This is a genomic window from Streptomyces sp. NPDC046308 (genome assembly GCF_055588065.1).
Genome location: NZ_JBVJFB010000007.1, coordinates 13,308 through 37,484 on the forward strand (window position 1 = coordinate 13,308; position 24,177 = coordinate 37,484).

The following is a 24,177-nucleotide window of genomic DNA, read 5'->3' on the forward strand; positions in this document are numbered from 1 at the left end:
GCGGCAGGTTCACACTCGCTCCACGGTCCCGCGCCGCGACCGGGAACCCGAACCCCCCGTGAGAGCTGCGGCCCGTACCCCAGTCGGCGGGGGTACGGGTCGCCTCCATGTCGGGCCCGCCGGGCGGGCACCGCTCCGGGGCCCTCGTACGGGCCTCCCGTCAGGCCCCCGCCGACAGGCTCCGGCGCCGCTCGCGGGCCAGGGACATCGCGTGTTCCACGACCCCCACCAGCACGTCCTTCACGGACTCGCGGTCGCGTGCGTCGCACAGCAGCACCGGTACCCCGGGGTCGAGGTCGAGTGCCGTCCGTACGGTCACCACGGGGTGCCGGTCGGCGCCGTCGAAGCAGTTGACCGCGACGACGAACGGGATCCCGCGTCGCTCGAAGTAGTCGACGGCCGCGAAGCAGTCCGCGAGACGGCGGGTGTCGGCGAGGACCACGGCGCCGAGCGCGCCCTGGGCCAGCTCGTCCCACAGGAACCAGAAGCGGTCCTGCCCGGGCGTGCCGAACAGGTACAGCACCAGGTCCTCGCGGAGCGTGATGCGTCCGAAGTCCATGGCCACGGTGGTGGTGCTCTTGCCCTCCACTCCCCCGGTGTCGTCGACACCGACGCCCGGCTCGGAGAGCCGTTCCTCGGTGCGCAGCGGTCTGATCTCGCTGACCGCACTGACCAGGGTGGTCTTGCCCACCCCGAAGCCGCCCGCGACCAGGATCTTCAAGGTCAGCGGTTCGACCGGCGACACCGCGTGCATGGCACCGGTGCGGCTAAAGCGCCCGAAGGCCATCGATCACCTCACGCAGAATGGATTCATCGGGCAGTTCTGCCGGTGGTACCGGCCTGGTCACGTGGACCAGTTCCTCGTCGACCAGGTCGCCGATCAGGACGCGTACGACCCCGACCGCGAGGTCGAGGTCGGCCGCGAGTTCGGCGACCGACTGAGGTCGGTCCCGGCACAGCCCGAGGATGTGGGCGTGTTCCGGGGAGAGGGTCATGTCCCAGACCGGATCGTCGGCCGCCGCTTCGGCGACGACGAGCGCGATCAGGTCGAGGCGGTGCTGACCCGCGTGGCTGGTCCGGCCGCGGGTCATGGCGTACGGGCGTACGACGGGACCCGCGTCGTCGTCGAACCAGTGCGCGTGGTCGGGGCCGTCGGCCGACGGATCGACGGGGAAGCCGAAGCCGGCGGCGATGTCGGTGTCGGTGGAGTGGTCCTGGCCTGAATCGCTCATGCCGTACGACTCACCCTCCGGCTGGCAGCCCGGTGCGCGGGGCGGTCGCCAGGTGGTCGCCGACTCGCTTGACCATCAGCGTCATCTCGTACGCGACCTGCCCGACGTCGGAGTCGGCGTCGGCCAGCACGGCCAGGCAGCTGCCGTCGCCCGCGGCCATGACGAAGAGGAAGGCCTCGTCGAGTTCGACCACGGTCTGGCGGACCCGGCCGGAGTCGAAGTGCCGGCCCACGCCCTTGGCCAGGCTGTGGAAACCGGAGGCCACGGCCGCCAGGTGCTCGCTGTCCTCACGTGTCAGGTCCTTGGAGCTGCCGGTGGGCAGGCCGTCGCCGGAGAGGACCACCGCCTTGCGGATGGAGCCGACCCGGTCGACCAGCTCGTCGAGGAGCCAGTTGAGCGGGCCGGAGCCGCGGCCCCTGGTGTCGTTGCCGGTCTGCGGTGCGGTCATCGACCGTCCCCTTCGTTCTCGTATCCGGGACCGCCGGCGGCGGAGGTGCCTGCCTCGGTCTCGGACTGCTGCGGTGCGTGCTGGTTGCGGCCCGCCGTCCAGCCGCGCTGGAGTGCGGACATGCGCGTACGTACGTCCTCCGCGTCGCGGTCGGCCCCCTGGTCAGTGGCGGCTTCGGCGGGTGCGGCGGACGGGGACTTCTTGAGCTGGGGTGCCAGGCTGGCCTGGCGGACCCGGCGGGGAAGCCCGCCGGTGCCCGGGCCGGGTGCGGGGTCCGTGTCACCGGATCCGGCCGCGGAGGCGGGAGTGGGCCGCGGGACCACCGACACCGGACGTTCCACCCGGCGGCCGTGCTCGGCCACCAGGGTCGGCGCGGGGCGGCGGCGCGGCAGCGGTACGGCTCCCGCGGGGCGGGGGCCGTCGGATCGCGAGGCCTCCACGCGCTGGGTCTCCAGCCGGACGGGACCGGTGGGAGCGAGCGAATCGCGGTCGCGGTCGCCCTTGCGGGCGCCGCTGCGTTCGGTGTGCCGGTCCGTGTGCGGCCGGTCGGCCGGACGCAGGCCCAGCAGGGCACTGCGGGGGGTGCCGTTCGGCGGGGTCTCGTCGTCGAGGGTGGCCATGACGGGGCGGCCGGCGGCGGGGCGGGCCACGATCCCGGCCGCGGGGTCGTCCAGGGCCGCGGGGTCGTCGAGGCCGTCCAGCGGGTCCAGGCCGCCCAGGCCGCGGCCCACGAGCGGGGCCTCCAGCTCGACCGGGCCGCGCAGTTCGGCGACGGGCAGCGGGCGGCCGGAAGCGGCGCGCTCCACCGCGGCCGGCGAGGGCCGCTCGGAGGGGGTCCGACCGGCCGGCGCGGGCCCGCCGGCCCGTACGGACTTGGCGGCCGCTCGGGGGCCGTCGAGGCGCACGCCGTTGCCGTTGGTCTCGGGGGCCTCGGTGAGCAGCGCCACGGGGAGGAAGACCACCGCGGTGGTGCCCCCGTACGGGCTGGGCTGGAGGACGATCTTGACGCTGTGGCGCTGGGCGAGGCGGCTGACGACGAACAGGCCGAGGCGGTCGGTGTCGGAGAGTTCGAACTCGGGGGTCTCGGCGAGCCGGAGGTTGGCGTCGAGCAGCGCCTCCGGGGTCATGCCGAGGCCGCGGTCGTGGATCTCCAGCGTGAAGCCGTTCGCCACGCGCTCGCCGTGCACCTGGACCGCGGTGTGCGGCGGTGAGAACACCGTGGCGTTCTCCAGGAGTTCGGCGATGAGGTGGGTGATGTCGGCGACGGCGGGGCCGACGATGCCCAGGCGGGTGAGCCGGCGCACCTCGATGCGCTCGTAGTCCTCGACCTCGGCGACGGCGGCCCGTACGACGTCCATGAGCTGGACGGGCTTGCGCCACTGGCGGGAGGGAGCGGCGCCGGAGAGGATCACCAGGCCCTCGGCGTGGCGGCGCATGCGGGTGGTCATGTGGTCGAGGCGGAAGAGGTCGGCGAGCTCCTCGGTGTCCTCGGTGCGGCGCTCCATGGTGTCGAGGAGCGTCAGCTGGCGGTGGAGCAGCACCTGGTTGCGGCGGGCCAGGTTGACGAACACCTCGGAGACGCCGCGGCGCAGGTCGGCCTGCTTGACGGCGGCCTCGACGGCGGCGCGCTGGAGGGTGTTGAGGGCCTGGCCGACCTGGCCGACCTCGTCCTTCTCGTATTCGAGGTGGGGTGCCTCGGTCTCCACGTCCACGGGCTCGCCGGCGGCGAGGCGGCGCATCACGCTGGGCAGCCGGACGCCGGAGGCCTCGTGGGCCTCCTTGCGCAGCCGGGACAGGTCGCGGACCAGGTCGCGGCCGATGCGTACGGAGAGGATCAGGGACACGATCAGGGCGAGGAAGCCGAGGATGCCGGCGGCGGCGGCCTGGATCATGACGTCCCTGGCGACGGGCTCGATGCGCTCCTGGTAGCGATCACCGGCGGCGGTGTTCATGGCGGCCAGGTCGTCCAGGACCTTGGCCGAGGCCTCGTCCCACTGGGCGGTGGTGACGCTGCGCGGCTTGTTGACCGCGCCGCCGGCTATGAAGCGCTCCTCGGCGTCGCGCAGGGGCTTGGTCTCGGGGTCGTTCCAGTACCGCTCGAACCGCTCCCGGTCCTCGGCGGGGAGGGTCACTAGGTTGAACTCGTAGAGCAGCGCGCGGTTGGCGGCGAAGTCGGAGACGTGGCGCACGTCGGGTGCGGTGACGTTGCGCGCGGCGAGGGCGGAGGCGACGACGGCGTCCTCGCGGGAGAGCAGTTCGCGGGCGCGGCTGATGCCGACGAGGGCGCGGCCTTCCTTGTCGACCTCCACGTTGTCGAGGCCGTGGAGGTTCATGAGGAAGTCGTAGCAGGGGTCGACGAGCCGGTTGTACAGCTCCAGGGCCTGGGTGGGGTCCAGGGCGTTCTGGTCGACGGAGCGGCGCATGGAGCCGATGCCCTGGAAGGCCGAGACGATCGAGCGCAGGCGCTGGGCGCTCTGCGAGCTCAGCTCGTCGATGACCTTGGGGTCGCGGGCGCTGACGCTGATCGCCTCGACGGCCTCGTCGGTCTCGGCGCGGCGCTTGGTGAGTTCGGCCGTGGCGGTGGCGGCCCGGGGGTCGCCGAGGACGACGAGGGTCTGGCGCCGTTCCTTCTGGATGACGCGCGCCACGTCCTCGATCGGGTAGCCGACCTTGTCGATGACGTAGGCCACGTCGAACAGTTGGATCGCTTCACGGCCGGTGATGACCGTGGCGAAGCCCCAGAGCGCGGTCAGGGAGACGAGCGGCACAAGGAGCAACGCCACGATCTTCCGGCGGATGGACTTCCCGCGAAAGCGCATGGCCTCCCCAGCCTCCCCCAGGTCAACCCCGTTACCGGGGGTCGGTGTTCCGTCATTTAAACGGCGTGAGCCTACTACTGCTCTGGAGCAGGTTCGAAGGCGTGTCCGGACGTTTTCGGCCTGACCCCTGGAGGAAGATCGCCTGTTGTCCGACACTTCCGGTCAACAGCGCCCCGATATGTGGCAGATGACACTTGGTGGGGCGTCAGTTCCCGCAACCTGATGGATGGCTGGAATTGTTCGTTCCGCGATCATCGCGGGCTGGGGCGGTTTCCGCGATCCGGGAATCTCCCGGCGCCGTCGGACGTCTGTCAGTTCGAGGGCCGCGTCCGGGGTAGACGTGGTGGGTGGACATGGCGGACCGCGGCGTGGGGAGTGAGCGGACCATGAGGAATGACGAGGCGGGCGGGTCGGGTTCGGGCGCGTACGCCGGGGTGGCGGGGCGGGGGCTGTGGGTGGAGGAGCCGGCCCGCCGGCTCCGGATGCCCGATCCGGTACGCACCTCCGCGGTGCGGGCGGTGGTGATCGTGGCGGTGACCCTGACCCAGGCGACGATCACGTTCTTCCTGACCCTGACCGGGTCCTGGCTGGCCCTGCCGATGGCACTCTGCGCGATCGCGGGGACGGTCGTGGCCACGTGGGGCGTGCTGGACGTGTGGATCACCCGGCAGACGTGGAACCAGCGGTACGGCGTCCTCTCGGAGCCGAGCAGCACGGCGCGCCGGCGCCGCCGCGAGGCCCGCAGGGCGGCCCGCGGCGCGCGTGAGGCCGCCCCGGGTCGAATACCCCGCGAGGACGGCCCCCTGACCGCGTCCGGCCCGTACACCACGCGCTGACGGCCGACGCGACCGCTGAGGGCCGAAGCGACCCGCCGACGGCCGACGCGACCCGCCGACGCCCACCCGCGGCGGGCGGGGAGCCGTGCGTCAGGAAGGGGAGCCGTGCGTCAGGATGGGGCGCCGCTGCGGCGGAACATCCGGGTGGCCGTGATCTCGCCGTGGATGGTCTCCTCCTCCGGGGACTGCTGCGGCAGGCCGGGGCGCAGGTGTTCCTCGACGCTGATGTACTTCAGACCCGCCCGCAGGTCCGCGTCGTTGCGCAGCCGGATCACCAGCGGGAACTCCGCGAGCGCCGTGGTGTCGAACAGTCCCGTCGTGTAGAGCAGTTGGACGCCGAGCGCGTCGGAGACGGCCCGCTGGAGCTCCAGCAGGTACGTGGCGTTCGCCCGGCCGATCGGGTTGTCGAGGAACAGCGTGCCCGCGTGCCGGTGCTTGTCGCGGCCGCGGTCGTTGCTGCGCAGCGCCGCCATCGTGCAGTAGAGGGCGATCGCGGCGGTCAGCAGCTGGCCGCCGGAGAAGACGTCTCCCATCTGGCCGACGGGAACGCGTTCGGCGCGCAGCACCGCGTCCGGCTTGAGGATCTCCACGGAGATGCCCTTGGGTTCGAGCGCCGCCTGGACGCCCCGCAGCAGCAGGGACATGCCGTCGCGGCGGCCCTCGCCGAAGGAGGCCGTGCTGTTCTTCTTCACGGCCGCGCGGGTGGCCTCGTCGATGACCTCGCCGAGCCGTTCCGTGAGCGTGGCCTGGTCCGGCTCCTCGAAGCGGATCCGCAGGAACTCCTGGCCCGACCATTCGCCCAGGCCCTCGGGGAGCTGGGAGAGGCGCTGCGCGGAGCGGAGCGTGGCCAGGGCGGACTCGACGAGGCCGCGCAGGCGGTCGACGATGCTGTCGCGGTTGCGCTCCAGCTGCGCCAGCTCGTCGGTGAGGACGCGCAGCCGGGGGGCGAAGGCCGCCGCCCAGGCCGCCGCGTGCTCGGGCAGGGCGGCGGCGGGCAGCTCCCGGATCTGCTGGCGGGCGGGGGTGCGTACCTGCTCGTAGCGGGTGGAGTTGGCGTGCCGGACGAGGATGTCGCTCGCCTCGCGCACCGCGGCCTCGGCGGCCGAGAGGTCGGCCGCGCAGCCGCGCAGGGAGCGGCGGGCCTCGGTGGCCGACTGGCGGGCCTCCTCCAGGGTGCCCGGGTGGGGCACCGGCTCCTGCTCGTCCTCGGCGTGCGTGTGGTCGCGCAGGAGGTCGCGCAGCAGGGCGGCGGTCTCGTCGAAGCCGCCGGCGCCGTCCTCGGCGGTGCGGTGGTCGCGCAGCAGGTCCGCGTGGGCGGCGCGGGCGGCTTCGACGGCCGCGGTGTGGGCGGCGAGCTGGGCGGTGGCCGTACGGAGCAGGGCCTGGGCCTGTTCGACGTTCCCGGGGACCAGTTCCTCGGGCAGTTCGGTGTGCGACTCGCCCTCGGCGGGGGCGTGCCGCTCGGCCTCGCCGCGCAGCCGGCCGAGCTGTTCGCTGGCCGTGGACGCGCGGGTCTCCAGCATCTGCACCAGGGACTCGGCGCGGGCGGCGGCGGCCTGCCGGGAGGGGCCGTCGGCGCCGTCGGTGCCTTCGAGGAGCTGGGCGGCGCGGGTGCGGACCTTGTTGGTGAGGCGGTCGAGTTCGGCGAGGGCGGCGCTCTCGTCGCTCTCGGCGCGGGCCTGTTCGGCGCGCAGGTCGGCGCCGACACCCACCTTCTCGTAGAGCTGGGAGGCGGCGCGGTAGGCCTCGCGGAGGTCCGGGAGGGGCGCGCGCGGGCCGTCGCCGTCCGCGTCGGGCAGTTGGTCGGGGGCACCGGCGATCTCGGCGCGCTCGGCGCGCAGGGCGCGGGCGGTGCGGCGGGCGTCGTCGGCGGCGCGCTGGGCGGCGCGGCGGTCCTCGTCGGCGGCGCGGGCGCGGTCCAGGCAGGCCTCGGCGCGGGCCTCGGCCTCGGCGGTCTCGTCGGCGAGTTCGCGGAGCCTGGCCTGCCAGCCGGCCCGCTCGCGCAGGCGGTAGGCGAGGCCCGCGAGGGCGTCGGCGACGCGGCGGGCGCGCTGGGCGGTGTCCTGGCGCTCCTCGCGGACGCGGGCCGCGTCGGCGGCGGCCTCGTCGGCCTCGGCGCGTGCGGTACGGGCCTCCGCGAGCTCGGCGTCGGTCTCCTCGGCGAACGCGCGGGCGGCCGCGGCCTGTTCCGCGAGTTCGGTGAGGCGGCCGGGCGGGCAGCCGGTGCGCCAGGAGGCGAGGCGGGCGGCGAGTTCGCGGTCGCCGGAGAGGCGGGCGGCGAGCTCGCGGATCTCGCTGTCGCGGGCGCCGGCCCGGGTGCGCAGCGCCTGGCGCTCCTCGTCGGCGGCGTGCTCGTCGTGCATGGCCGGGTTGGGCGGGACGAGAAACACCGCGGTGTCGGAGTCGGCCGCGGGCGGTACGGGCGCCAGCAGGGCGGCCGCGGTGCCGACGGCGACGGTGGAGCGGGGCAGCAGGGCGGCGCCGGAGAGGACCTCGCGGGCCCGGCTGTGGGTGTCGGGGTCGGTGATGACGACGCCGTCGACGAGTTCGGGGCGGGCGGCGAGGACGGCGGCGTGGTCGGCGGGGTCCACGGACTGGGCGAGGTAGCGCCAGCCGGGGAGGGCCGGGATGCCGTGTTCGCCGAGGTACTCGACGGTGGCGAGGACGTCGGGGCCGGGCGGCAGCAGGCCGCCGTCGCCGAGGGCGCCGAGGATGCGGGAGTCGTCGGCGGCGGCGGTGCGCAGCTCGAACAGCTGGCGTTCGGCCGCGGCGACCCCGTCGGTGAGCAGGGTGCGCAGGTCGTCGGCGTTCCGGTCGAGGTCGGCGACGGTGAGGCCGCCTGCGGCGGCTTCGGGGCGGCCGGCGGGCCCCGACTGGGCCGGACCGTGTCCGGCGGAGCCGTGCGCCGTCCCGGCCGAGGCGGCCTGCGCGGCCTGCGCGGCCTGCGCGGCCTGCGCGGCGGATTCCGCGTACGGGCCGGAGGCGCCGCTCTGCGTGCGCGGGTGGGGAAGGAAGGACGCGGGCAGCGCGGGCAGGCCGAGGAGTTCGGCCAGGCGGGGGGAGGCGGCGAGGGAGGCCGCCGCCCGGTACTCGGCGTCGTGCGCGGCCTCGGCGGCCTCGGCGGCGTCCGCGGCGCGGGCGGCGGTGAGTTCGGCGCGGGATTCCGCGGCGGCGGCCTCGCGGGCGGCTTCGGCGGCGACGCGGGCGGCGTCGCGGGCCTCGTCCCAGGCGGCCACGGCGGTCTTCTCGGCGTCGGTGGCGGCGAGGGCCGCGCGCGCCGGGTCGGCGTCGGGGGCGGAGTCGTCGAGCCAGCCGGCCCGGACCGCCTCGGCGGTCTCCTGCTGGACCTCGGCGAGGCGCGAGCGGAGGTGTTCGGCCTCGCTGCGGGCCCGCTGGGCGGCCGTGGCGGCGGCGGTGGCATCGCGGTGGGCGCTCTCGCCGACGGAATGCAGCTCGGCGGAACGCTCCTCCTCCTCGTCGGCCGCCCGCTCGCCCTGTTCGGCGGCCGTGTGCAGGGCCCGTACGAGGTCGGCGGCGGCCGTTGCGCGTGCCGCGAGCGCGGGGGCGGCGTCCCGTTCGGCCTCGAGGATCGCGGCCGCGACGCGGGCGGAGCGGTCGGCGGCGGCGCGGTGGCGCAGGACGATCTCGGCGGCCTGCCACGCGGAGTGCAGCGTGCGGGCTTCGAGGAGCTCCCGGCGCTGGGCGGCGGCGGCCTTGTCGGCGACGGTCAGCGCCAGCGAGGCGTGCCGGTAGGCGAGTTCGGCGGAGACGGCGGCGCTGCGGGCGCGGGCGGATTCGGCGGCGGTGACCTGGTGGGCGGCCGCGGTGACCCGCTGGGCGAGGTCGGCGGCGCGGCCGCGTTCCTCGGCGGCGCGGGCGGACAGCCGCCGGGCGAGGGTGCGCGTACGGCGTTCCGCGCCCGCGTGGACGTCGCGCAGCCGGGAGCGGGCCCCCGCGGCCTCGACGATCTTGGTGAGCAGGTCCACCGAGCCCGCGGTGAAGTCGCGTTCGGCCATGAGCTCGGCGCGGCGGCCGAGCTTGTTGCCGAAGCCGTGGACGAGGTCGGCGAGGCCGTCGGTGTCGCGGGTGTCGGTGACGGCGCGCAGCAGCAGGTCGGTGAAGTCGGAGTCCTTCTTGACCGCGAAGAGGCCGGCCGCCTCGCCCTCGTCGGCGTTCATCTCGCGCTGGTAGCGGAAGAGTTCGGGGTCGAGGCCGAGCTCGGTGAGGTGTTCGTTCCAGCGGTCGTGGATCTCCTCGAAGTAGACCTCGAGGTGCGGGTACGCCTTGCCCGCGTCGGTGAGGGCGTCGCGGAAGCCCTTCATCGTGCGGCGGCGGCCCTGGGCGCCGGAGACGCCTTCGACGGGCGGGCGCACGGCGGTGGCCTCGGCGACGGGCAGGTTGTCGAGGCTCAGACCGGGGCCGGGGCGGAAGGAGTACCAGGCCTCGGCGAACTTGCGCGGGTCGTTGGAGACCTGGCGGCCGCGCCATTCGCTGACCTTGCCCACGACCACGCACTCGCCGGTCTGGGTGTGCTGCCACTCCAGGGCGACGTGGCCGCAGTCGTCGGCGAGCAGGAACTTGCGCAGGACGCCGGAGCTCGCGCCGCCGAGGGTGTTGCGGTGACCGGGCAGCATCACCGAGAAGATCAGCTTGAGGAGGACGGACTTGCCGCCGCCGTTCTCCAGGAAGAGCACGCCGGCGGGCGCGGGGCGGCGCGGCGGGCCGGTGGGCTCGTCCTCGAAGAACTCCGCCTGGGCCGGGGCCGGGTGGGGCACCGGCTCGCCGACTCCGCGCAGGTCGAGCACGGTGTCGGCGTAGCGCGCACCGGCGGGCCCGATGGAGTAGAGGCGGATCCGGGACAGCTCGTACATGGCGGCGGACTCTCGTGGTGTCTGGTGGCTCAGGGCGTACGGAGGACGGGTGGCTCAGGCGTGGAAGGGGAGCCCGGCATCGGCGGCCAGGTCCAGGTCGTCGCCCTCGGGCGGCGGCAGGAGGGTGGCGGAGCCGTCGCTGACGGGCACCACGCCGAGTTCCAGGAGTTCGGCCATGGCCGCGCTGCCCGCCATGTCGCGGACCTGGAGCTGGTAGCGGGGGGTGGTGCGGTAGGTGCCGCCGGACTCGTCGCCGGTGCGCTGGAGGAAACCGGAGTCGGTCAGGAAGGCGGCGGCCTTGCCGACGATGCCGGTGGTGGAGCCGGCGAGACGGCGCGCGTCCTTGGTGGCGCCGGTGGCGCTGCGGCGGGAGTAGACGCGCCAGGCGGCCTCCAGGCCGGGGGCGTCGGAGGCCGGGTCGGTGTTCTCGCCGGTCTCCTCGGCACGCTCCTCCAGGCGGCGGCAGGTCTGCCGGACGAAGGAGTCGACGCCGTTGACGGTGATGCGGCCGATGTAGCCGTCGTCGGCGAGGTCCTCCGGGCGGGGGAAGGCGAGGGCGGCGACGGCGAGGTGGGCCAGGCCGTGCAGGAACCGGTCGGCGGAGTCGGCGGCGGTGCGGCGGGCGTAGTCGCCCATCCGGACGGCGAAGACGGAGTCCTCGCCGGCGGCCACGGCCATGCCGGCGCGCGGGGACACCTCCAGGACGACGAGGCCGAGGCCGGTGGCGACGGCGTCGGCGAGGCGGCCGAAGGCGGGCTCCTCGCGGTAGCGGCGCAGCAGCTCGGCGTACTCGGCGTCACGGGCGGGGAGCAGCTTGGGCTGCAGCCCGAAGGCGACGAGCCGGGCCGCGTCGGCGGCGTCGGCGGGGGTCACCGCCGGGCCCGCGGCCGCGACGGGGGTCGCGGGAGCCGCGGGCTCGCTCCACGCGGGGTGCTCGGCGTGGTGGTCGCTCACGGGTGGGTCTCCTCGGCGGTGCGGGTACGACGGGCGGTGCGGGCGGGTTCGGCGGCGGCCGGGTGCGGCCCGGCGGCGGCCAGGTGCGGCCCGGCCGGGGCCGGGTGCGGCCCGGCGGCGGCCAGGTGCGGCCCGGCGGCGGCCAGGTGCGGCCCGGCCGGGGCCGGGTGCGGCCCGGCGGCGGCCGGGTGCGGCCCGGCCGGGGCCGGGTGCGGTCCGGCGGGGGCGGGCTCCCGCGCCCCGGGTCGGGCTGGGCCCGCCGGGTTCGGCCTCGCGGGCGCTTGAGGCGAGGGGCCGGGCAGAGCCCGGTGCCCGGCGGAGCCGGGTTTCCCGGGGCTACGCCCCAGACCCCGCTCCTCGAGCGCGGGAGGGGCTGCATGCGCGACGCCGGTCATGACGCCTCCGCGCGGTCCGCCGCCATGCCGGCGGCGTCGAGGAGGGCGGTGCCGACGATGAGGTCGGCGCCGCCGAACTCGGGGTCGTCCAGCTGCGTGCCGTCGTCCACCGCGAAGAGCAGGCGCTCCTCCCCTTGCCGGTACGCCGTGCCGACGGCCGGGCTCGCCGCGTGGACGGCCAGCAGGGCCACCAGGTACGGCAGGTCCGGATCGCTGCGGCGGGCCTGCGCGAGGAGCCCGGACAGCCGTCGCGGCGCGTCGTGCGGGAGGTCCAGGAGCTCCTTGGCGGCGGCGAGCTGCTCCTCGCTGAAGCGGCTGTCGTCCGGGGTGGCGATGAGGTCCGGCTCCGGCATCTCCGCGCCGAGGTGCTCGCGCTCCACGGGCGGGGTGAGCAGGATCTCGACCAGGTCGGTCACCCGTACCGAGACGGGCGTGCGCAGCCCGGCGCCGGAGGCGAAGAAGGCGGTGGTCACCCGGCTCGCCTGCTCCAGGGGCAGCGGCAGGATCGGGGCCACGAGCTGGCCGTACAGGTCGATGCCGGAGCGCGGCGCCGGAGCGGCGAAGGCCTGGCGGTCCTGTTCGGCGCGGAAGAGCGGGCCCGCGTCCAGCAGCCGGGACTGGAGCTGGGTGTGGCGGCGGATGCAGTCCTTGACGATGTCGACGAGCTCGGCGGCGCGGCGCTTGCTCTCCGGCTCCTCGGCCTCGTCGCGCGCCTTGCGGATGTTGGTGAGGATCGCGTTCTCGTGGCGGTAGCGGTCGGCGACGTGGTCGAGGGCCTCGGCGATCATGTCGGGCACGGCCTGCAGCCAGTCCACCGCCCGTACGTTGCGCCGGGTCGCGTCCAGGGTGCGGCGCAGGGTCTCGGCGTACTGGACGGTCCGGTAGCGGGCCTGCTCGGCGGCGAGCTGGGCGTCCGCCAGCCGCCCGCGGCTGATCAGCACCTCCAGCTTGACCTCGGCGGCGATCTGGGCGCTGGTGACGTCGGTGTCGAGGGCTCCGACGAGGACGTTGACGGCCTCGTCGGTGGTGCGCAGGTAGACGGCGCCGCCGTAGCCCGGGACCTCTTCGATCAGTTTGAAGTCGTAGTCGCGGCGGACGTAGACCCCGTCGGGGCCGAAGGTGCCGTAGATCGCGCGGAAGCCGCGGTCGACGCTGCCGACGTTGATCAGGTTCTCCAGCACCCAGCGGGCGACCCGCTCGTGCTCGGCCGCCGGGCGGGAGGGGGCCTGCGCCGCGACGCGCGGCAGCAGCCTGGCCACTATCTGCTCGTGGTCGGCGCCCGTGTCGAAGTCCATGTTGAGCGTGACGAGGTCGATCGCGGCCAGCGCGACCTCCGCCATCGCGTAGATGCCGTACTCGCCCGCCAGATTGGCCTTGCGTACGTCGAGGTCGTGCAGCGGAGCGGTGCAGGCGAGGGCGCGCAGCCGCCGGGCCAGGCCCTCGTCGGCGGCCGGGCCCGGCGCCGGGGACGGGAGGGTCTTCGCCGGGGCTGGGAGAGTCACGGACAAAGACTAGGCGCTGTTGCTGACAACATCCCAAACGGCATGGTTCGGCCGGATCGTCCCCGGCCGGACCACGGGCCGCCTGCTCTACGCTCAGCGCATGGATTCCATGATCGCATCTTCTGCGGTGGTCGACCTCAACGCCGACCTCGGCGAGGGATTCGGACGCTGGACGCTCACCGACGACGAGGCCCTGCTGGCCGTCGTCACGAGCGCCAACGTGGCCTGCGGTTTCCACGCCGGCGACCCGTCCATCATGCGCCGGGTCTGTGAACTGGCCGCCGCGCGGGGCGTACGGATCGGCGCGCAGGTCTCCTACCGCGACCTGGCCGGCTTCGGACGGCGCGCGATGGACGTCCCGGCCGCCGAGCTGGCGGACGAGGTGGCCTACCAGATCGGCGCGCTGGAGGTGTTCGCGCGGGCGGCCGGCTCCCGGGTGTCGTACGTGAAACCGCACGGCGCGCTCTACAACCGGACCGTGCACGACGCGGACCAGGCCGCGGCCGTGGTCGCGGGCGTCCGGCTGGCCGCCGGGTCCGGTGCCACCGGCGGCCTGCCCGTCCTGGGACTGCCCGGCTCGCTCCTGCTCGCCGCCGCCGGGGAGGCCGGGCTGGCCGCCGTACCGGAGGCCTTCGCCGACCGCGCCTACACGCCCGCCGGGACGCTGCTGCCGCGGACCGAGCCGGGAGCGGTGGTGCACGACCCGGACGCGGTCGTGGCGCGGGCCGTGCGGATGGCCGCCGAGCGGACGGTGGTGGCCGCCGACGGCTCGCCGGTCCGGGTGGCCGCGCGTTCGCTGTGCCTGCACGGGGACACGCCGGGGGCGGCCGTGCTCGCGCGGCGGGTCCGGGAGGCGCTGGGCGCGGCCGGGGTCCGCGTGGAGGCCTTCGCGTGAGGCCCCTCGTGGTGGGCGGCGGGGCGCTGCTGATCGAACTGGACTCGGCGGCGGAGGTGGCCGCGCTCCACGCCGAGCTGCTGCGCCGCCGGGACGCCGGCGAGCTGGGGCCCGTACGGGACCTCGTGCCGGCGGCGCGGACGGTCCTGCTGGACGGGGTGCGGGATCCGGCCGCGCTGGGTGCCCGGATCGCCCGGTGGGAGGTGCCGGCGCTCGCGGAGGCGGAGGGGCCACTGGTCACCGTTCCGGTGCGGTACGACGGCCCGGACCTGGCGGAGGTGGCCAGGCGGTGGGGGGTGTCGGCGCGGGAGGTGCCGGGGATCGTGGGCGGCACCGGCTTCCGGGTGGCCTTCTGCGGGTTCGCGCCCGGCTTCGGTTACCTGACGGGGCTCCCGGAGCGCTTCCACCTGCCCCGCCGGGACACGCCCCGCACGGCCGTCCCGGCGGGCTCGCTGGCGCTGGCCGGCGAGTACGCGGGGGTGTACCCGCGCTCCTCCCCCGGCGGATGGCAGCTGATCGGCTCCACGGACGCGGTGCTGTGGGACCCGGAGCGGGAACCCGCGGCGCTGTTCGCACCGGGCGTCCGGGTGCGGTTCACGGAGGCGGACCGTGACTGAGCTGCTGGTGGTGCGGCCGGGCGCGCTGACCACGGTCCAGGACCGGGGGCGCCCCGGGTACGCGCACCTGGGCGTGCCCCGCTCGGGCGCCCTCGACACGGCGGCGTACGCGCTGGCCAACCGGCTGCTGGGAAACCCGCCGGACGCGGCGGCGCTGGAGACGACCCTGGACGGGACGGGGCTGCGGGCGCTCGCCCCGACGGTCGTGGCGGTCACGGGCGCGCCCTGTTCCGTACGGATCTCAGGTCGCCCGGCGGCCTGGGGGGCGGCGGTCCGGCTGCCGGCCGGGGCGGAGCTGGAGGTGGGCCCGGCGGAGGCGGGGCTGCGCAGCTACGTCGCGGTCCGGGGAGGCCTGGCCGTCCCGCCGGTCCTCGGCAGTCGCTCGGCGGACCTGCTGTCGGGGCTGGGGCCGGCCGTCCTGTCGGCCGGGATGCGGCTGCCGGTGGGTCCGGCCGGGCCGGATCCGGTGGCCGGGGCGGACGTCTGCGCCCTGCCCGGGCCGCCCACGGAACTGCTGCTGCCGCTGCGCCCGGGGCCGCGCGCGGACTGGTTCGCGCCGGATTCGCTGGCCGGGCTGTGGCGGGCGGAGTTCCGGGTGTCGGCGAGGTCCAACCGCATCGGCCTGCGCACGGAGGCGGGCCCGCCGCTGGTCCGCGCCCGGCCCGGGGAGCTGCCGAGCGAGGGCATGGTGCTGGGCGCGGTCCAGGTCCCGCCGGACGGCCTGCCGGTGGTGTTCCTGGCCGACCACCCGGTGACGGGCGGCTACCCGGTGGTCGGCGTGGTGCCGGCGGGCCCGGCCCTGGACGCGGCGGCGCAGGCCCGGCCGGGGACCGCGGTGCGGTTCCTCCGGTCCCGCTGAAACGTTTTCGGGGACTGCGGCCCAGCACGGGGTGAGGGGGGCGACCGGCCCCCGCCGCGGGTGACGGCCTCCCGGCGGTGAACCCCGGACGCCCCGGCCTTCCTCAGGCCGGGGCGTCCGCGCGTCCGCGACCCGCTACACGGCCGACTCCGGGGCGATGCGGCTGCGGACGGCCGACTGGACGTCCTCCTCCTCGGCCGGGTCGCTCGCCAGGCGGCGCAGCCGGGGTGCGACCCGGGCGTCGGCGGTTTCGGCGTGGTGGGCCGCCACCTCGCGGGTGGTCTCCTCGCAGTCCCAGAGGCATTCGACGGCGAAGCCCGCCGCGAAGGAGGGGTCGGTGCTGGCGAGGGCCCGCGCGGCCCGGCCGCGCAGGTGGGACGAGGCCGTCTCGCGGTAGATGTGGCGCAGCACGGGGGCGGCGCAGCCGATGGCGAGGCGGCCGGCGCCGTCCACCAGGGGGTAGAGGCGCCGGGTGTCGGGGCCCGAGCCGCGGACCGTGGAGCGCAGCGCGCCGAGGACCAGTTCCGCGTCCTCGGCTCCGCCGCGGGCGGCCAGGGTGGCCGCGGCGGCCGCGCCCAGGGCGTCGGGGCGGTGGATCCAGCGCCGGGCCCGTTCGACGGCCTCGGGGCCGCACATGCGCTCGTAGGCCGCCACGGCGGGTTCGTCGGCGGCGGCCTCGATGAGGTCCAGCACGGCGGGGTTCTCCGGCTCGGCGAGGACCAGGTGGTGCAGGGCCGTGGCGCGGGCGGCCTCGCCGGAGGCGCCGGCGGCGGCCGCGAGGATCGCGGAGCGGTCCTCGGGTGCGGCGACCGCGGCCAGGCAGCGCGCGGCGGGCACGTGCAGCGGCGTACCGCGGCGCAGGCCGTCCGCGGCCCAGTCGAAGACGGCCTGGACGCCCCAGCCGGGCCGGGGGCCGCTGGGGGTCAGCTGGCGCTGCCAGCGGTCGAAGGAGCCCTGCCGGCGGGCGGCGCGCAGGCGCTCGCCGTGCTGCGGGGTCTCCTCCCACAGGAACCAGGGCCGGGGCTCGTAGGCGTCGCGGACGGCGGCGGCCAGCCGCGCCTCGCCCTCGGCCGTGGCGGGGAATCGGGCGAGGACGGGGGCGGCCAGGGACCGCAGGCCTTCGTCGTCGTCGCGCAGGGCGAGTTCGTCGAGGGCCCAGGCCCAGTTCGCCCCGGAGGCGGCGTACCGGCGCAGCAGCATGAGCGCGTCGTCGCGGCCGTACGAGGCCAGGTGGCCCAGGACGGACAGGGCGAGGCCGGTCCGGTGGTCCTCTTCGTCGACGAGGTCGTCGGCGCTGAAGAGGTGGTGCTCGATCTCGCCCAGGGGACCGTTGAGGTCCAGGTAGAGCCGGGCGTAGTACAAGGAGCGGTTCTCGACCTGCCAGTCCTGGCGCGGGTCGCGGAGCACGCACTGGTTGAGGGCCTCGAGGGCCTCCGCCCTGGGTGCCGCGAGTGCGTGCAGCGTGCCGTCGCCGCGGCCGCGCTGGAGGAGCCCGAGCAGGGTACCGCTCGGTGCTATGACTGGTTCGAACATGGGAATGGCCTCAAATCAAGCTGGGGACGCAACCGGGAATCGGGATTCACAGGGCCGCGTAACAGCATGTGAGGACGTCCGCCGTCATGTTCCGCTCGATGTAGACCATTGCCTTCTCACTCTCGTCAGTTCTTCGTGACCATGGTGGCCGGGCCGGGCAGGGACACCCTTCGTGTCCTACCCGCTCCGGCCCGCCCCCCGTGCTCGCGAATCGAATCCGACGCCATGATGACCCAGCCGGTTTGTGCACCGCGACCACATTTACGGCCGCCGTGACCATTCCGTGAGGTCGGGAACCGGCCAGGCCCGGCCAGATCCGAGCCAAAAGCGGACTACTGGGCTCCGAAAAGTTCCAGCAGGTCGGCCTTGGCGAACATGCGCGCCGTGTCCACGGCGGACGGGGTTCCGGCGGTCGGATCGGCTCCGCCGGCCAGCAGGGCGCGGATGACGGCCTCCTCGCCCTTGAAGACGGCCCCCGCGAGCGGGGTCTGGCCGCGGTCGTTGGCGCGGTCGGCCTCGGCGCCGCGGGCCAGCAGGGCCGACACGGCGTCGGCGTGGCCGTGGTAGGCGGCGAGCATGACGAGGGTGTCACCGCGGTCGTTGGTGAGGTTCGCCGGGACCCCGGCGTCGAGGTAGGCGGTGAGCGTCTCGGTCTCACCCTGACGGGCGAGGTCGAAGATCTTGGTGGCCAGCTCGATGACGTCCTCGTCGGGGACGTCCTGGGAACCGGCGCCCTCCGCGGCGTGCTCGCTCATCGTTCGTTACCGCCTTTCACTCGTTGCTGACATGGTCCGCCCCGCAGCCCCGTCCCCAGGACGGGCGGGCAGGGGGGTGCACGGCACTGCGTCCGTACGGGTGAATCGCCAGAGTAGCGCCCTGGCCTGCACATGTCCGGGTCGGACCGAGGCAAGGATCACCCTCGACCCCCGGTGCGCCGGGCGCGCCAGCCGGGCTGAGCCGGTCAAGTGAAAAACTCGCGGATTCACCCGTATGCACCTTTTGTCGCATTGATACTTCCTGTGAGCCTGGAACAACTGATGGTGACTGTCCCCACCAACCAGGAGAACTCCTCATGGTCCTGTCCATCTCAGGCGTGGTCCTGCTCGGCATCATCTGCTTCCTCTTCTTCAAGAAGGACGGGATGAAGCTGACGCACGCGTTCGTGTGTTCGCTCTTCGGCTTCTTCCTCGCCGGCTCCGCCATCGCCCCGAGCATCACGGCGAGTACGGCGAGCCTCGCGAGCCTGCTCGGCGGGATCAAGCTCTAGCCCGGCCGTCGCGCAGCGCCACCAGCAACACCCGAAGCACCCGACACAGCCACAACTCCAGGAGACGCCCGTGGCCCGGCGCCCACTTCCCCGCATCCTCAGCAGCGGCACCGCGTCGCTGTCCCGGGGCCGCGACTTCGCTCGCACGGCCGCCGACACCGCCACGGACGTCCTCCATCCGCTCCTCACCATCGGACGCGGCCTGCGCGTCCTGGCCTCGGCCGGGCGGCGCAGATGGTCCGAGACTCCCAAGGACAAGCGTGGTCCCGCGCTGTTCCTGGGAGCCGCCTGCGTCCTCGTGGTCGCGCTCGTCCCCTACGGTCCGCTCCTCGCCCTGATCACCCTCATGGCGGCCGCGGCCTGGCAGGGACGCGACCGCACCCCGGTGAAGACCGGGCCCAGCGATGCCGAGACCGAACGGCTCGGTTCCCTCTACGAAGCCCTCGTGCCGTACTTCTCCATCCCGGAGGACCCGAACCCCCTCTTCGCCCACGGCGGGGACTGGGACAAGGCCTTCAGCGGCTACGAGTTCGACGAGGCGGGCCGCGTCACCCGGCTCCACATCCGCTACCCGGCCTACTTCACCGATGGCGAGGCCGCCTCACGGGCCCGGATCGAGGCACTGCTGCACGCCAAGTCCGGGCGCGGTCGGGAGTATCTCTTCGACTGGGACGAGGAGGGCAACCAGCTCGACCTGAGCGTGCTGGCGGCGCTGCCGACGGGCATCGCCGCCCAGCCGTTCGTCACCTCGCCCGGCGAGACCGTGCTCGGCTTCACCGACGCGGGCGGCGTGCAGCGCACCCTGCCCGTCCTGGAAGGCGACGAGCCCCGCGACGTGCCGCCGGTGATCTGGCGCACCGGGCCCCGCTCCACCGAGCCCCACCTGCTGGCCGTCGGCCAGCCCGGCAGCGGCACCTCCACCCTGATCCGCTCCGTCGCCCTGCAGGCCCTGCGGCACGGCGGCGACGTGCTGATCGTCGACGGCGGCGGCAGCGGCGAGTACGCCTGCCTCTCGGGCCGCGTCGGCGTCCTCGCCGTGGAATGCGGGCCGACCGGGGCGCTGGCCACCCTGGAGTGGGCCGCGCAGGAGACCGAGCGGCGGCTCATCGCCACCCACCGGGCCCGGGAGTCCGGCCGGCCGGCGCCCGAGGACACCCGGCGCCCGCTGTGGATCCTGCTGGACCAGCCGAGCGTGCTGGCCCACCTCGCGGTCGCCGAAGGGGGCCCCGACCTGCTGGCCCAGCTGCAGGTGCCGCTGCGGCACGGGCGGGCCGCGCACGTCACGGTGGTGGTCGCCGAGCACTTCGACCACCTGGAACTGCTCCACGACTCCGTGTGGCAGCACACCCGCGCCCGGATCGTCCTCGGGCCCGCCGGGATCCAGCAGATCGCCGACGTGCTGGGGCTGCCCCCGCACACCACCCCGACGGCCCATGTGCCGCCCGGCCGCGGGTACGCCCGGCTCGGCACGGGCCCCGTGCACCGGCTGCAGGTGCCCGCCACCCCGGACCCCTACGACGAGGCCACCCACCCGGCGTTCCGCCAGGCCGTGCTGGAACTCCTGCCGGGTCGGCTCGCGCCTGGCGGGGGCGGTGGGCGGGACCCCGGCACGCTGGACAAGCCGCTCCAGGGGCACCCGCCGGCGCAGGGCTCGGCTCTGGGCGCCCCGGAGATCCCGGCCTAGGCCGGTCGCCGACGGGGCCGGCGGGTCAGGCCACGAACGTGCGCGGCGGTTCCGCGCCGCTGCTGCCGGCGCCCGTGGTGACCAGCCGGGCCGCGGCCGCGAGGCGGGAGGCGGCCTCCTCGGCCACCGGGCCGCCCACGGTGAACGGCAGCCGGACATAGCCCTCGAAGGCCCCGTCCACGCCGAACCGCGGTCCCGAGGGGACCCGTACGCCGACCCGCTCCCCCACCTCGGCCAGCCGGGATCCGGACAGGCCGCCGGCGCGGGCCCACAGCGTGAGCCCGCCCCGCGGAACCTCGAACTCCCAGTCCGGCAGCTCCCGGCGGACCGCCGCGACCAGCGCGTCGCGGTTCTCCCGGGCCTGGTCGCGGCGGATCCCGACGGCCTCCCGCCAGCCCCCGGTGCGCATCAGCCAGTTCACCGCGAGCTGTTCCAGCACGGGCGTGCCCAGGTCGGCGTAGGCGCGGGCGGCGACCAGGCTGCGGATCACGTCGGGGGCGGCGCGGACCCAGCCGATCCGCATGCCCGCCCAGAAGGCCTTGCTGGCGGAGCCCACGGTGATGACCGTGCTGCCGGCGGGGTCGAAGGAGCAGACCGGGCGGGGCATCTCCAGCTCCGGGTCCAGCTGGAGTTCCAGCATGGTCTCGTCGGCGACGAGGACGGTGCCGGCCGAACGGGCGGCCGCCACCATGGCGCGGCGCTGCTCGTCGGAGGCGAGGGCTCCGGTCGGGTTGTGGAAGTCGGCCACGACGTAGGCGAGGCGGGGGGCCGAGTCGCGCAGCACCTGCCGCCAGACGTCCATGTCCCAGCCGGCCAGCCCGTCCGCCATGGCGACGGGGACCAGGCGCACCCCGGCGGCGCGCATCAGCTGGAGGATGTTGGCGTAGGACGGCGACTCGACGGCGATCCGCTCCCCGCGTCCGGCGAAGAGGCTGCAGATGGCGTCGATCGCGCCCATCGCGCCGGTGGTGACCATGATCTGCTCGGGCATGGTGGGGATGCCCTGCTCGGTGTAGCGGTCGGCGAGCATCCGGCGCAGCGCCGGCAGGCCGGCCGGGTAGTCGCCGTGGGTGTGCGCGTACGGGGGCAGCTCCTCCAGCGCGCCCTGGACGGCCTTGGTGAGCCAGGGCTCGGGGGCCGGGAGGGCGGCGCAGCCCAGGTCGATCATCGAGCCGAGCGACTCGGGCGGCAGCGGTTCCAGGCCGCGCGCGGGCAGCGGGTTCCCGGCCGGTACGGCGGTCCAGCTGCCCGCGCCCCGGCGGGACTCCAGGAACCCCTCCCCGCGCAGGGCCTCGTACGCGGCGGCGACGGTGGTGCGGCTGAGGGAGAGGGAGACGGCCAGCTCCCGTTCGGCGGGGAGCCGGGCGGCGACCGGGACGCGGCCTTCGAGGACGAGGAGGCGGATCCCGTCGGCGAGGGCGCGGTACGCCGGCAGTTTGCGGGCGCCGGGGACCGCGGGGCGCTCCTGCTGCGAGGTGATGAGGCGGGCGAGCTGGGCGGCGCCGACCGCCGAGGTCCATTCGGCCATTGCGTCCGGTCCACCTTCGTCGGATTGGCCTCGACACCGCGGGTCGGAAGCCGGGATTGGATTGATGTCTGCGGGCCCAGACTGTCACGCGCCAGTCCACTCGCACCAGGGGGCACCGCACCCGGGGCATCGGCAGGGGCGCCGGAGCGGCCTCCGCCGTGTCCGCCGTTCACCTCGCGTACCACCGTCCCCTCACGTCACGGGGGATACTGCCGCCGTGACGCACGTACGCCTTCGCCATCCGTATCTGGACCACCCGGCTCCGATCCCCTTCGCGCACCGGGGAGGTGCCGCGGACGGGCTGGAGAACACCGCCGCCGCCTTCCGCCGGGCGGCCGAAGCGGGCTACCGGTACTTCGAGACCGATGTGCACGCCACGGCCGACGGGAAACTCGTCGCCTTCCACGACTCCACGCTGGACCGGGTCACCGACGGCCGCGGCCGGATCGCCGAGCTGCCCTGGAAACAGGTCCGCGAGGTGCGCGTGGCGGGCACCGAGCCCCTGCCGCTCTTCGAGGAGCTGCTGGAGGAGTTCCCGGACGCCCGCTGGAACATCGACATCAAGGCCGAGTCGGCCCTGCACCCGCTGGTCAACCTGATCGCGCGGACCGGTATCTGGGACCGGGTCTGCGTGGGCTCCTTCTCCGAGAGCCGGGTGGCCCGCGCCCAGCGGATCGCCGGCCCCCGGCTGGCGACCTCGTACGGCGTACGCGGGGTGCTGGGCCTGCGGCTGCGCTCGTACGCGATCCCGGCGGCGCTGCGCGTGGGCGCGGTGGCGGCGCAGGTGCCGGAGACCCAGGCGGGCATCCGCGTGGTCGACCGGCGCTTCGTGCGGACCGCGCACCAGCGGGGTCTGCAGGTCCACGTGTGGACCGTGAACGAACCGGAACGCATGGAGGCTCTCCTCGACCTGGGAGTCGATGGCATCATGACCGACCGGATCGACATCTTGCGCACGGTGCTGGACCGGCGCGGGGCCTGGGCCTGACACGCCCTTCGGCGGCCGCGCGCGGTCGATGGCCGCTGCGGTACGGGGACCAGCGAGGGGGACACCAGGTGAGCGCGGACGACAGCAGGACGACCGAGAAAGCGGAACCAGCGGAACCGGGGGCCGAGGACGGCAGATCGGCCACGGCGGTCGCGGCCGGGGCGGCCGCGCGCAAGCGCGAGCAGCGCGGCTGGTACTTCTACGACTTCGCCGTGTCGGTGTACTCGGCGAGCGTGCTCACCGTGTTCCTCGGGCCGTACCTGACCTCGGTGGCGAAGGCCGCCGCGGACGCCGAGGGCTTCGTGCACCCGCTGGGCATCCCGGTGCGGGCCGGTTCCTTCTTCGCCTACTCGGTGTCGGCCTCGGTGATCCTGGCCGTGCTGCTCATGCCGCTGGTGGGCGCCGCGGCGGACCGGACCGGGCGCAAGAAGCCGCTGCTGGCGGTGGCCGCGTACACGGGGGCCGCGGCGACGACGGGGATGTTCTTCCTGGGCGGTGAGCGCTACCTGCTGGGCGGGCTGCTGCTCATCGTGGCGAACGCCTCGCTGTCCGTCTCGATGGTGCTCTACAACGCCTACCTGCCGCAGATCTCCACGCCGGACGAGCGCGACACCGTCTCCTCCCGGGGCTGGGCCTTCGGCTATACGGCGGGCTCCGTGATGCTCGTGCTGAACCTGGTGCTCTACATGGGCCACGACTCCTTCGGGCTCACCGAGGGCATGGCGGTACGGATCTGCCTGGCCTCCTCGGGCCTGTGGTGGGGCGCCTTCGCCCTGATCCCGCTGCGGCGGCTGCGCGACCGGGCCGTGGTCCGGGAGCCGGGGGCCGGGCCGGCGGTCAGCGGCTGGAAGCAGCTCGTCGCCACTCTGAAGGACATGCGGCGCTACCCGCTGACGCTGTCGTTCCTGCTGGCGTACCTGATCTACAACGACGGCGTGCAGACGGTGATCTCCCAGGCCTCCATCTACGGATCGGAGGAGCTGGAGCTGGACCAGTCCACGCTCATCGGGGCGGTGCTGCTGGTGCAGGTGCTGGCGGTGGGCGGGGCGCTGGGGATGGGCCGCCTCGCGCGGACCTACGGCGCCAAGCGGACGATCCTGGGCTCGCTGGCCGCGTGGGGCGTCACGCTCGCCGTCGGATACTTCCTGCCGGCCCGGACCCCCGTGTGGTTCTTCGCGCTCGCCGCGATGATCGGGCTGGTGCTGGGCGGCAGCCAGGCGCTGTCGCGCTCGCTCTTCTCGCACCTGGTGCCGGCGGGCAAGGAGGCGGAGTACTTCTCGGCGTACGAGATGAGCGACCGCGGGCTGAGCTGGGTGGGACCGCTCGTCTTCGGCCTGACCTACCAGCTCACGGGGAGCTACCGGGACGCGATCATCTCGCTGGTGGTCTTCTTCGCACTGGGATTCGTGCTCCTGGCCAGAGTGCCGGTGCGGCGCGCGGTGGAGGCGGCAGGCAATCCTGTACCGGAGCGGATCTGAGAGCGGGTCCGCGAGGGCGCACGGCCCGGATCCGCGAACGAATTCCGAACGAATTTAGACGTTGAAGCAAAGGGCCGGTAGTGTACGCCTTTGGCCTGCCAGGCGGACCGTTACTGCGCGCTCAAGAAGCGTGGACGTTGGGTGACATCTGCTGCCAGATGTGACAAAACGGGCATTGGTGGGTACAACAAGGGGCGGCACGACGGGCGACGGACGACCCGGAGCGGGAATCTATACCGCCGACCGGACGTTGACCGGATGACGACGACAG

General features: G+C 74.8%; 18 protein-coding genes. 8 read left to right on the forward strand and 10 right to left on the reverse strand.

The window, feature by feature from the left end; all coding sequences use genetic code 11:
- Positions 1 to 160 precede the first annotated feature (160 nt).
- From ACZ6JT_RS26015 to ACZ6JT_RS26030, 4 genes are read right to left on the reverse strand one after another with little or no spacing between them, the layout of a single operon-like run.
- Positions 161 to 787: a GTP-binding protein gene (locus tag ACZ6JT_RS26015; protein ID WP_030706636.1), complete on the reverse strand. Its 627-nt coding sequence runs from the start codon at positions 785 to 787 to the stop codon at positions 161 to 163.
- Complete coding sequence (locus ACZ6JT_RS26020) at positions 768 to 1,232, reverse strand: DUF742 domain-containing protein (protein ID WP_469213326.1); 465 nt, start codon at positions 1,230 to 1,232, stop codon at positions 768 to 770. Before ACZ6JT_RS26020 ends, ACZ6JT_RS26015 begins: the two co-directional genes overlap by 20 nt.
- A gap of 10 nt (positions 1,233 to 1,242) precedes the next feature.
- On the reverse strand, positions 1,243 to 1,680 hold the full coding sequence (locus ACZ6JT_RS26025; protein WP_030016314.1) for a roadblock/LC7 domain-containing protein: 438 nt from the start codon (positions 1,678 to 1,680) through the stop codon (positions 1,243 to 1,245).
- A complete protein-coding gene (locus ACZ6JT_RS26030; RefSeq protein ID WP_469213328.1) occupies positions 1,677 to 4,499 on the reverse strand; it encodes a sensor histidine kinase in 2,823 nt (940 codons plus the stop codon). The genes ACZ6JT_RS26025 and ACZ6JT_RS26030 overlap by 4 nt, the downstream gene beginning before the upstream one ends.
- Before the next feature lie 386 nt (positions 4,500 to 4,885).
- On the opposite strand from ACZ6JT_RS26030, the gene ACZ6JT_RS26035 reads away from it, so the two are divergent.
- Positions 4,886 to 5,335, forward strand: coding sequence for a hypothetical protein (locus ACZ6JT_RS26035; RefSeq protein WP_469213330.1), 450 nt, complete (start codon positions 4,886 to 4,888; stop codon positions 5,333 to 5,335).
- Positions 5,336 to 5,445: 110 nt separating this feature from the next.
- On the opposite strand, the gene ACZ6JT_RS26040 is transcribed toward ACZ6JT_RS26035, so the two are convergent.
- The 3 genes from ACZ6JT_RS26040 to ACZ6JT_RS26050 form a co-directional block, all read right to left on the reverse strand.
- Complete coding sequence (locus ACZ6JT_RS26040; protein ID WP_469213332.1) at positions 5,446 to 10,206, reverse strand: hypothetical protein; 4,761 nt, start codon at positions 10,204 to 10,206, stop codon at positions 5,446 to 5,448.
- A gap of 54 nt (positions 10,207 to 10,260) precedes the next feature.
- On the reverse strand, positions 10,261 to 11,160 hold the full coding sequence (locus ACZ6JT_RS26045; RefSeq protein WP_365480516.1) for a hypothetical protein: 900 nt from the start codon (positions 11,158 to 11,160) through the stop codon (positions 10,261 to 10,263).
- A gap of 391 nt (positions 11,161 to 11,551) precedes the next feature.
- On the reverse strand, positions 11,552 to 13,057 hold the full coding sequence (locus tag ACZ6JT_RS26050) for a hypothetical protein (protein WP_469213334.1): 1,506 nt from the start codon (positions 13,055 to 13,057) through the stop codon (positions 11,552 to 11,554).
- 127 nt (positions 13,058 to 13,184) lie between these two features.
- On the opposite strand from ACZ6JT_RS26050, the gene ACZ6JT_RS26055 reads away from it, so the two are divergent.
- The 3 genes from ACZ6JT_RS26055 to ACZ6JT_RS26065 are packed head-to-tail and all read left to right on the forward strand — an operon-like array spanning position 13,185 to position 15,428.
- Positions 13,185 to 13,952, forward strand: coding sequence for a LamB/YcsF family protein (locus ACZ6JT_RS26055; protein ID WP_469213895.1), 768 nt, complete (start codon positions 13,185 to 13,187; stop codon positions 13,950 to 13,952).
- Positions 13,949 to 14,569: a 5-oxoprolinase subunit B family protein gene (locus tag ACZ6JT_RS26060; RefSeq protein WP_469213335.1), complete on the forward strand. Its 621-nt coding sequence runs from the start codon at positions 13,949 to 13,951 to the stop codon at positions 14,567 to 14,569. The genes ACZ6JT_RS26055 and ACZ6JT_RS26060 overlap by 4 nt, the downstream gene beginning before the upstream one ends.
- On the forward strand, positions 14,562 to 15,428 hold the full coding sequence (locus tag ACZ6JT_RS26065; protein WP_469213337.1) for a 5-oxoprolinase subunit C family protein: 867 nt from the start codon (positions 14,562 to 14,564) through the stop codon (positions 15,426 to 15,428). The genes ACZ6JT_RS26060 and ACZ6JT_RS26065 overlap by 8 nt, the downstream gene beginning before the upstream one ends.
- A gap of 135 nt (positions 15,429 to 15,563) precedes the next feature.
- Here ACZ6JT_RS26065 and ACZ6JT_RS26070 read toward each other — a convergent pair whose 3' ends face one another.
- Together ACZ6JT_RS26070 and ACZ6JT_RS26075 are read right to left on the reverse strand one after the other, a co-directional pair.
- Positions 15,564 to 16,961 (reverse strand): HEAT repeat domain-containing protein, encoded by a 1,398-nt coding sequence (locus tag ACZ6JT_RS26070; protein ID WP_469213338.1) that lies wholly within the window; start codon positions 16,959 to 16,961, stop codon positions 15,564 to 15,566.
- Positions 16,962 to 17,293: 332 nt separating this feature from the next.
- On the reverse strand, positions 17,294 to 17,716 hold the full coding sequence (locus ACZ6JT_RS26075; RefSeq protein ID WP_469213341.1) for an ankyrin repeat domain-containing protein: 423 nt from the start codon (positions 17,714 to 17,716) through the stop codon (positions 17,294 to 17,296).
- A 317-nt stretch (positions 17,717 to 18,033) separates the two neighbouring features.
- On the opposite strand from ACZ6JT_RS26075, the gene ACZ6JT_RS26080 reads away from it, so the two are divergent.
- Together ACZ6JT_RS26080 and ACZ6JT_RS26085 are read left to right on the forward strand one after the other, a co-directional pair.
- Positions 18,034 to 18,228, forward strand: a complete 195-nt coding sequence (locus tag ACZ6JT_RS26080) for a hypothetical protein (RefSeq protein WP_030031218.1) — start codon at positions 18,034 to 18,036, stop codon at positions 18,226 to 18,228.
- 70 nt (positions 18,229 to 18,298) lie between these two features.
- Positions 18,299 to 19,912, forward strand: a complete 1,614-nt coding sequence (locus ACZ6JT_RS26085; RefSeq protein WP_469213343.1) for a P-loop NTPase family protein — start codon at positions 18,299 to 18,301, stop codon at positions 19,910 to 19,912.
- A 25-nt stretch (positions 19,913 to 19,937) separates the two neighbouring features.
- Here the strand turns inward: ACZ6JT_RS26085 and ACZ6JT_RS26090 are convergent, their stop codons facing one another.
- Positions 19,938 to 21,440 (reverse strand): SCO1417 family PLP biosynthesis transcription factor, encoded by a 1,503-nt coding sequence (locus ACZ6JT_RS26090; protein WP_469213344.1) that lies wholly within the window; start codon positions 21,438 to 21,440, stop codon positions 19,938 to 19,940.
- A 217-nt stretch (positions 21,441 to 21,657) separates the two neighbouring features.
- On the opposite strand from ACZ6JT_RS26090, the gene ACZ6JT_RS26095 reads away from it, so the two are divergent.
- Complete coding sequence (locus ACZ6JT_RS26095) at positions 21,658 to 22,428, forward strand: glycerophosphodiester phosphodiesterase family protein (protein ID WP_469213346.1); 771 nt, start codon at positions 21,658 to 21,660, stop codon at positions 22,426 to 22,428.
- A 68-nt stretch (positions 22,429 to 22,496) separates the two neighbouring features.
- Positions 22,497 to 23,906, forward strand: a complete 1,410-nt coding sequence (locus tag ACZ6JT_RS26100; protein WP_469213348.1) for an MFS transporter — start codon at positions 22,497 to 22,499, stop codon at positions 23,904 to 23,906.
- Positions 23,907 to 24,177: the final 271 nt, after the last annotated feature.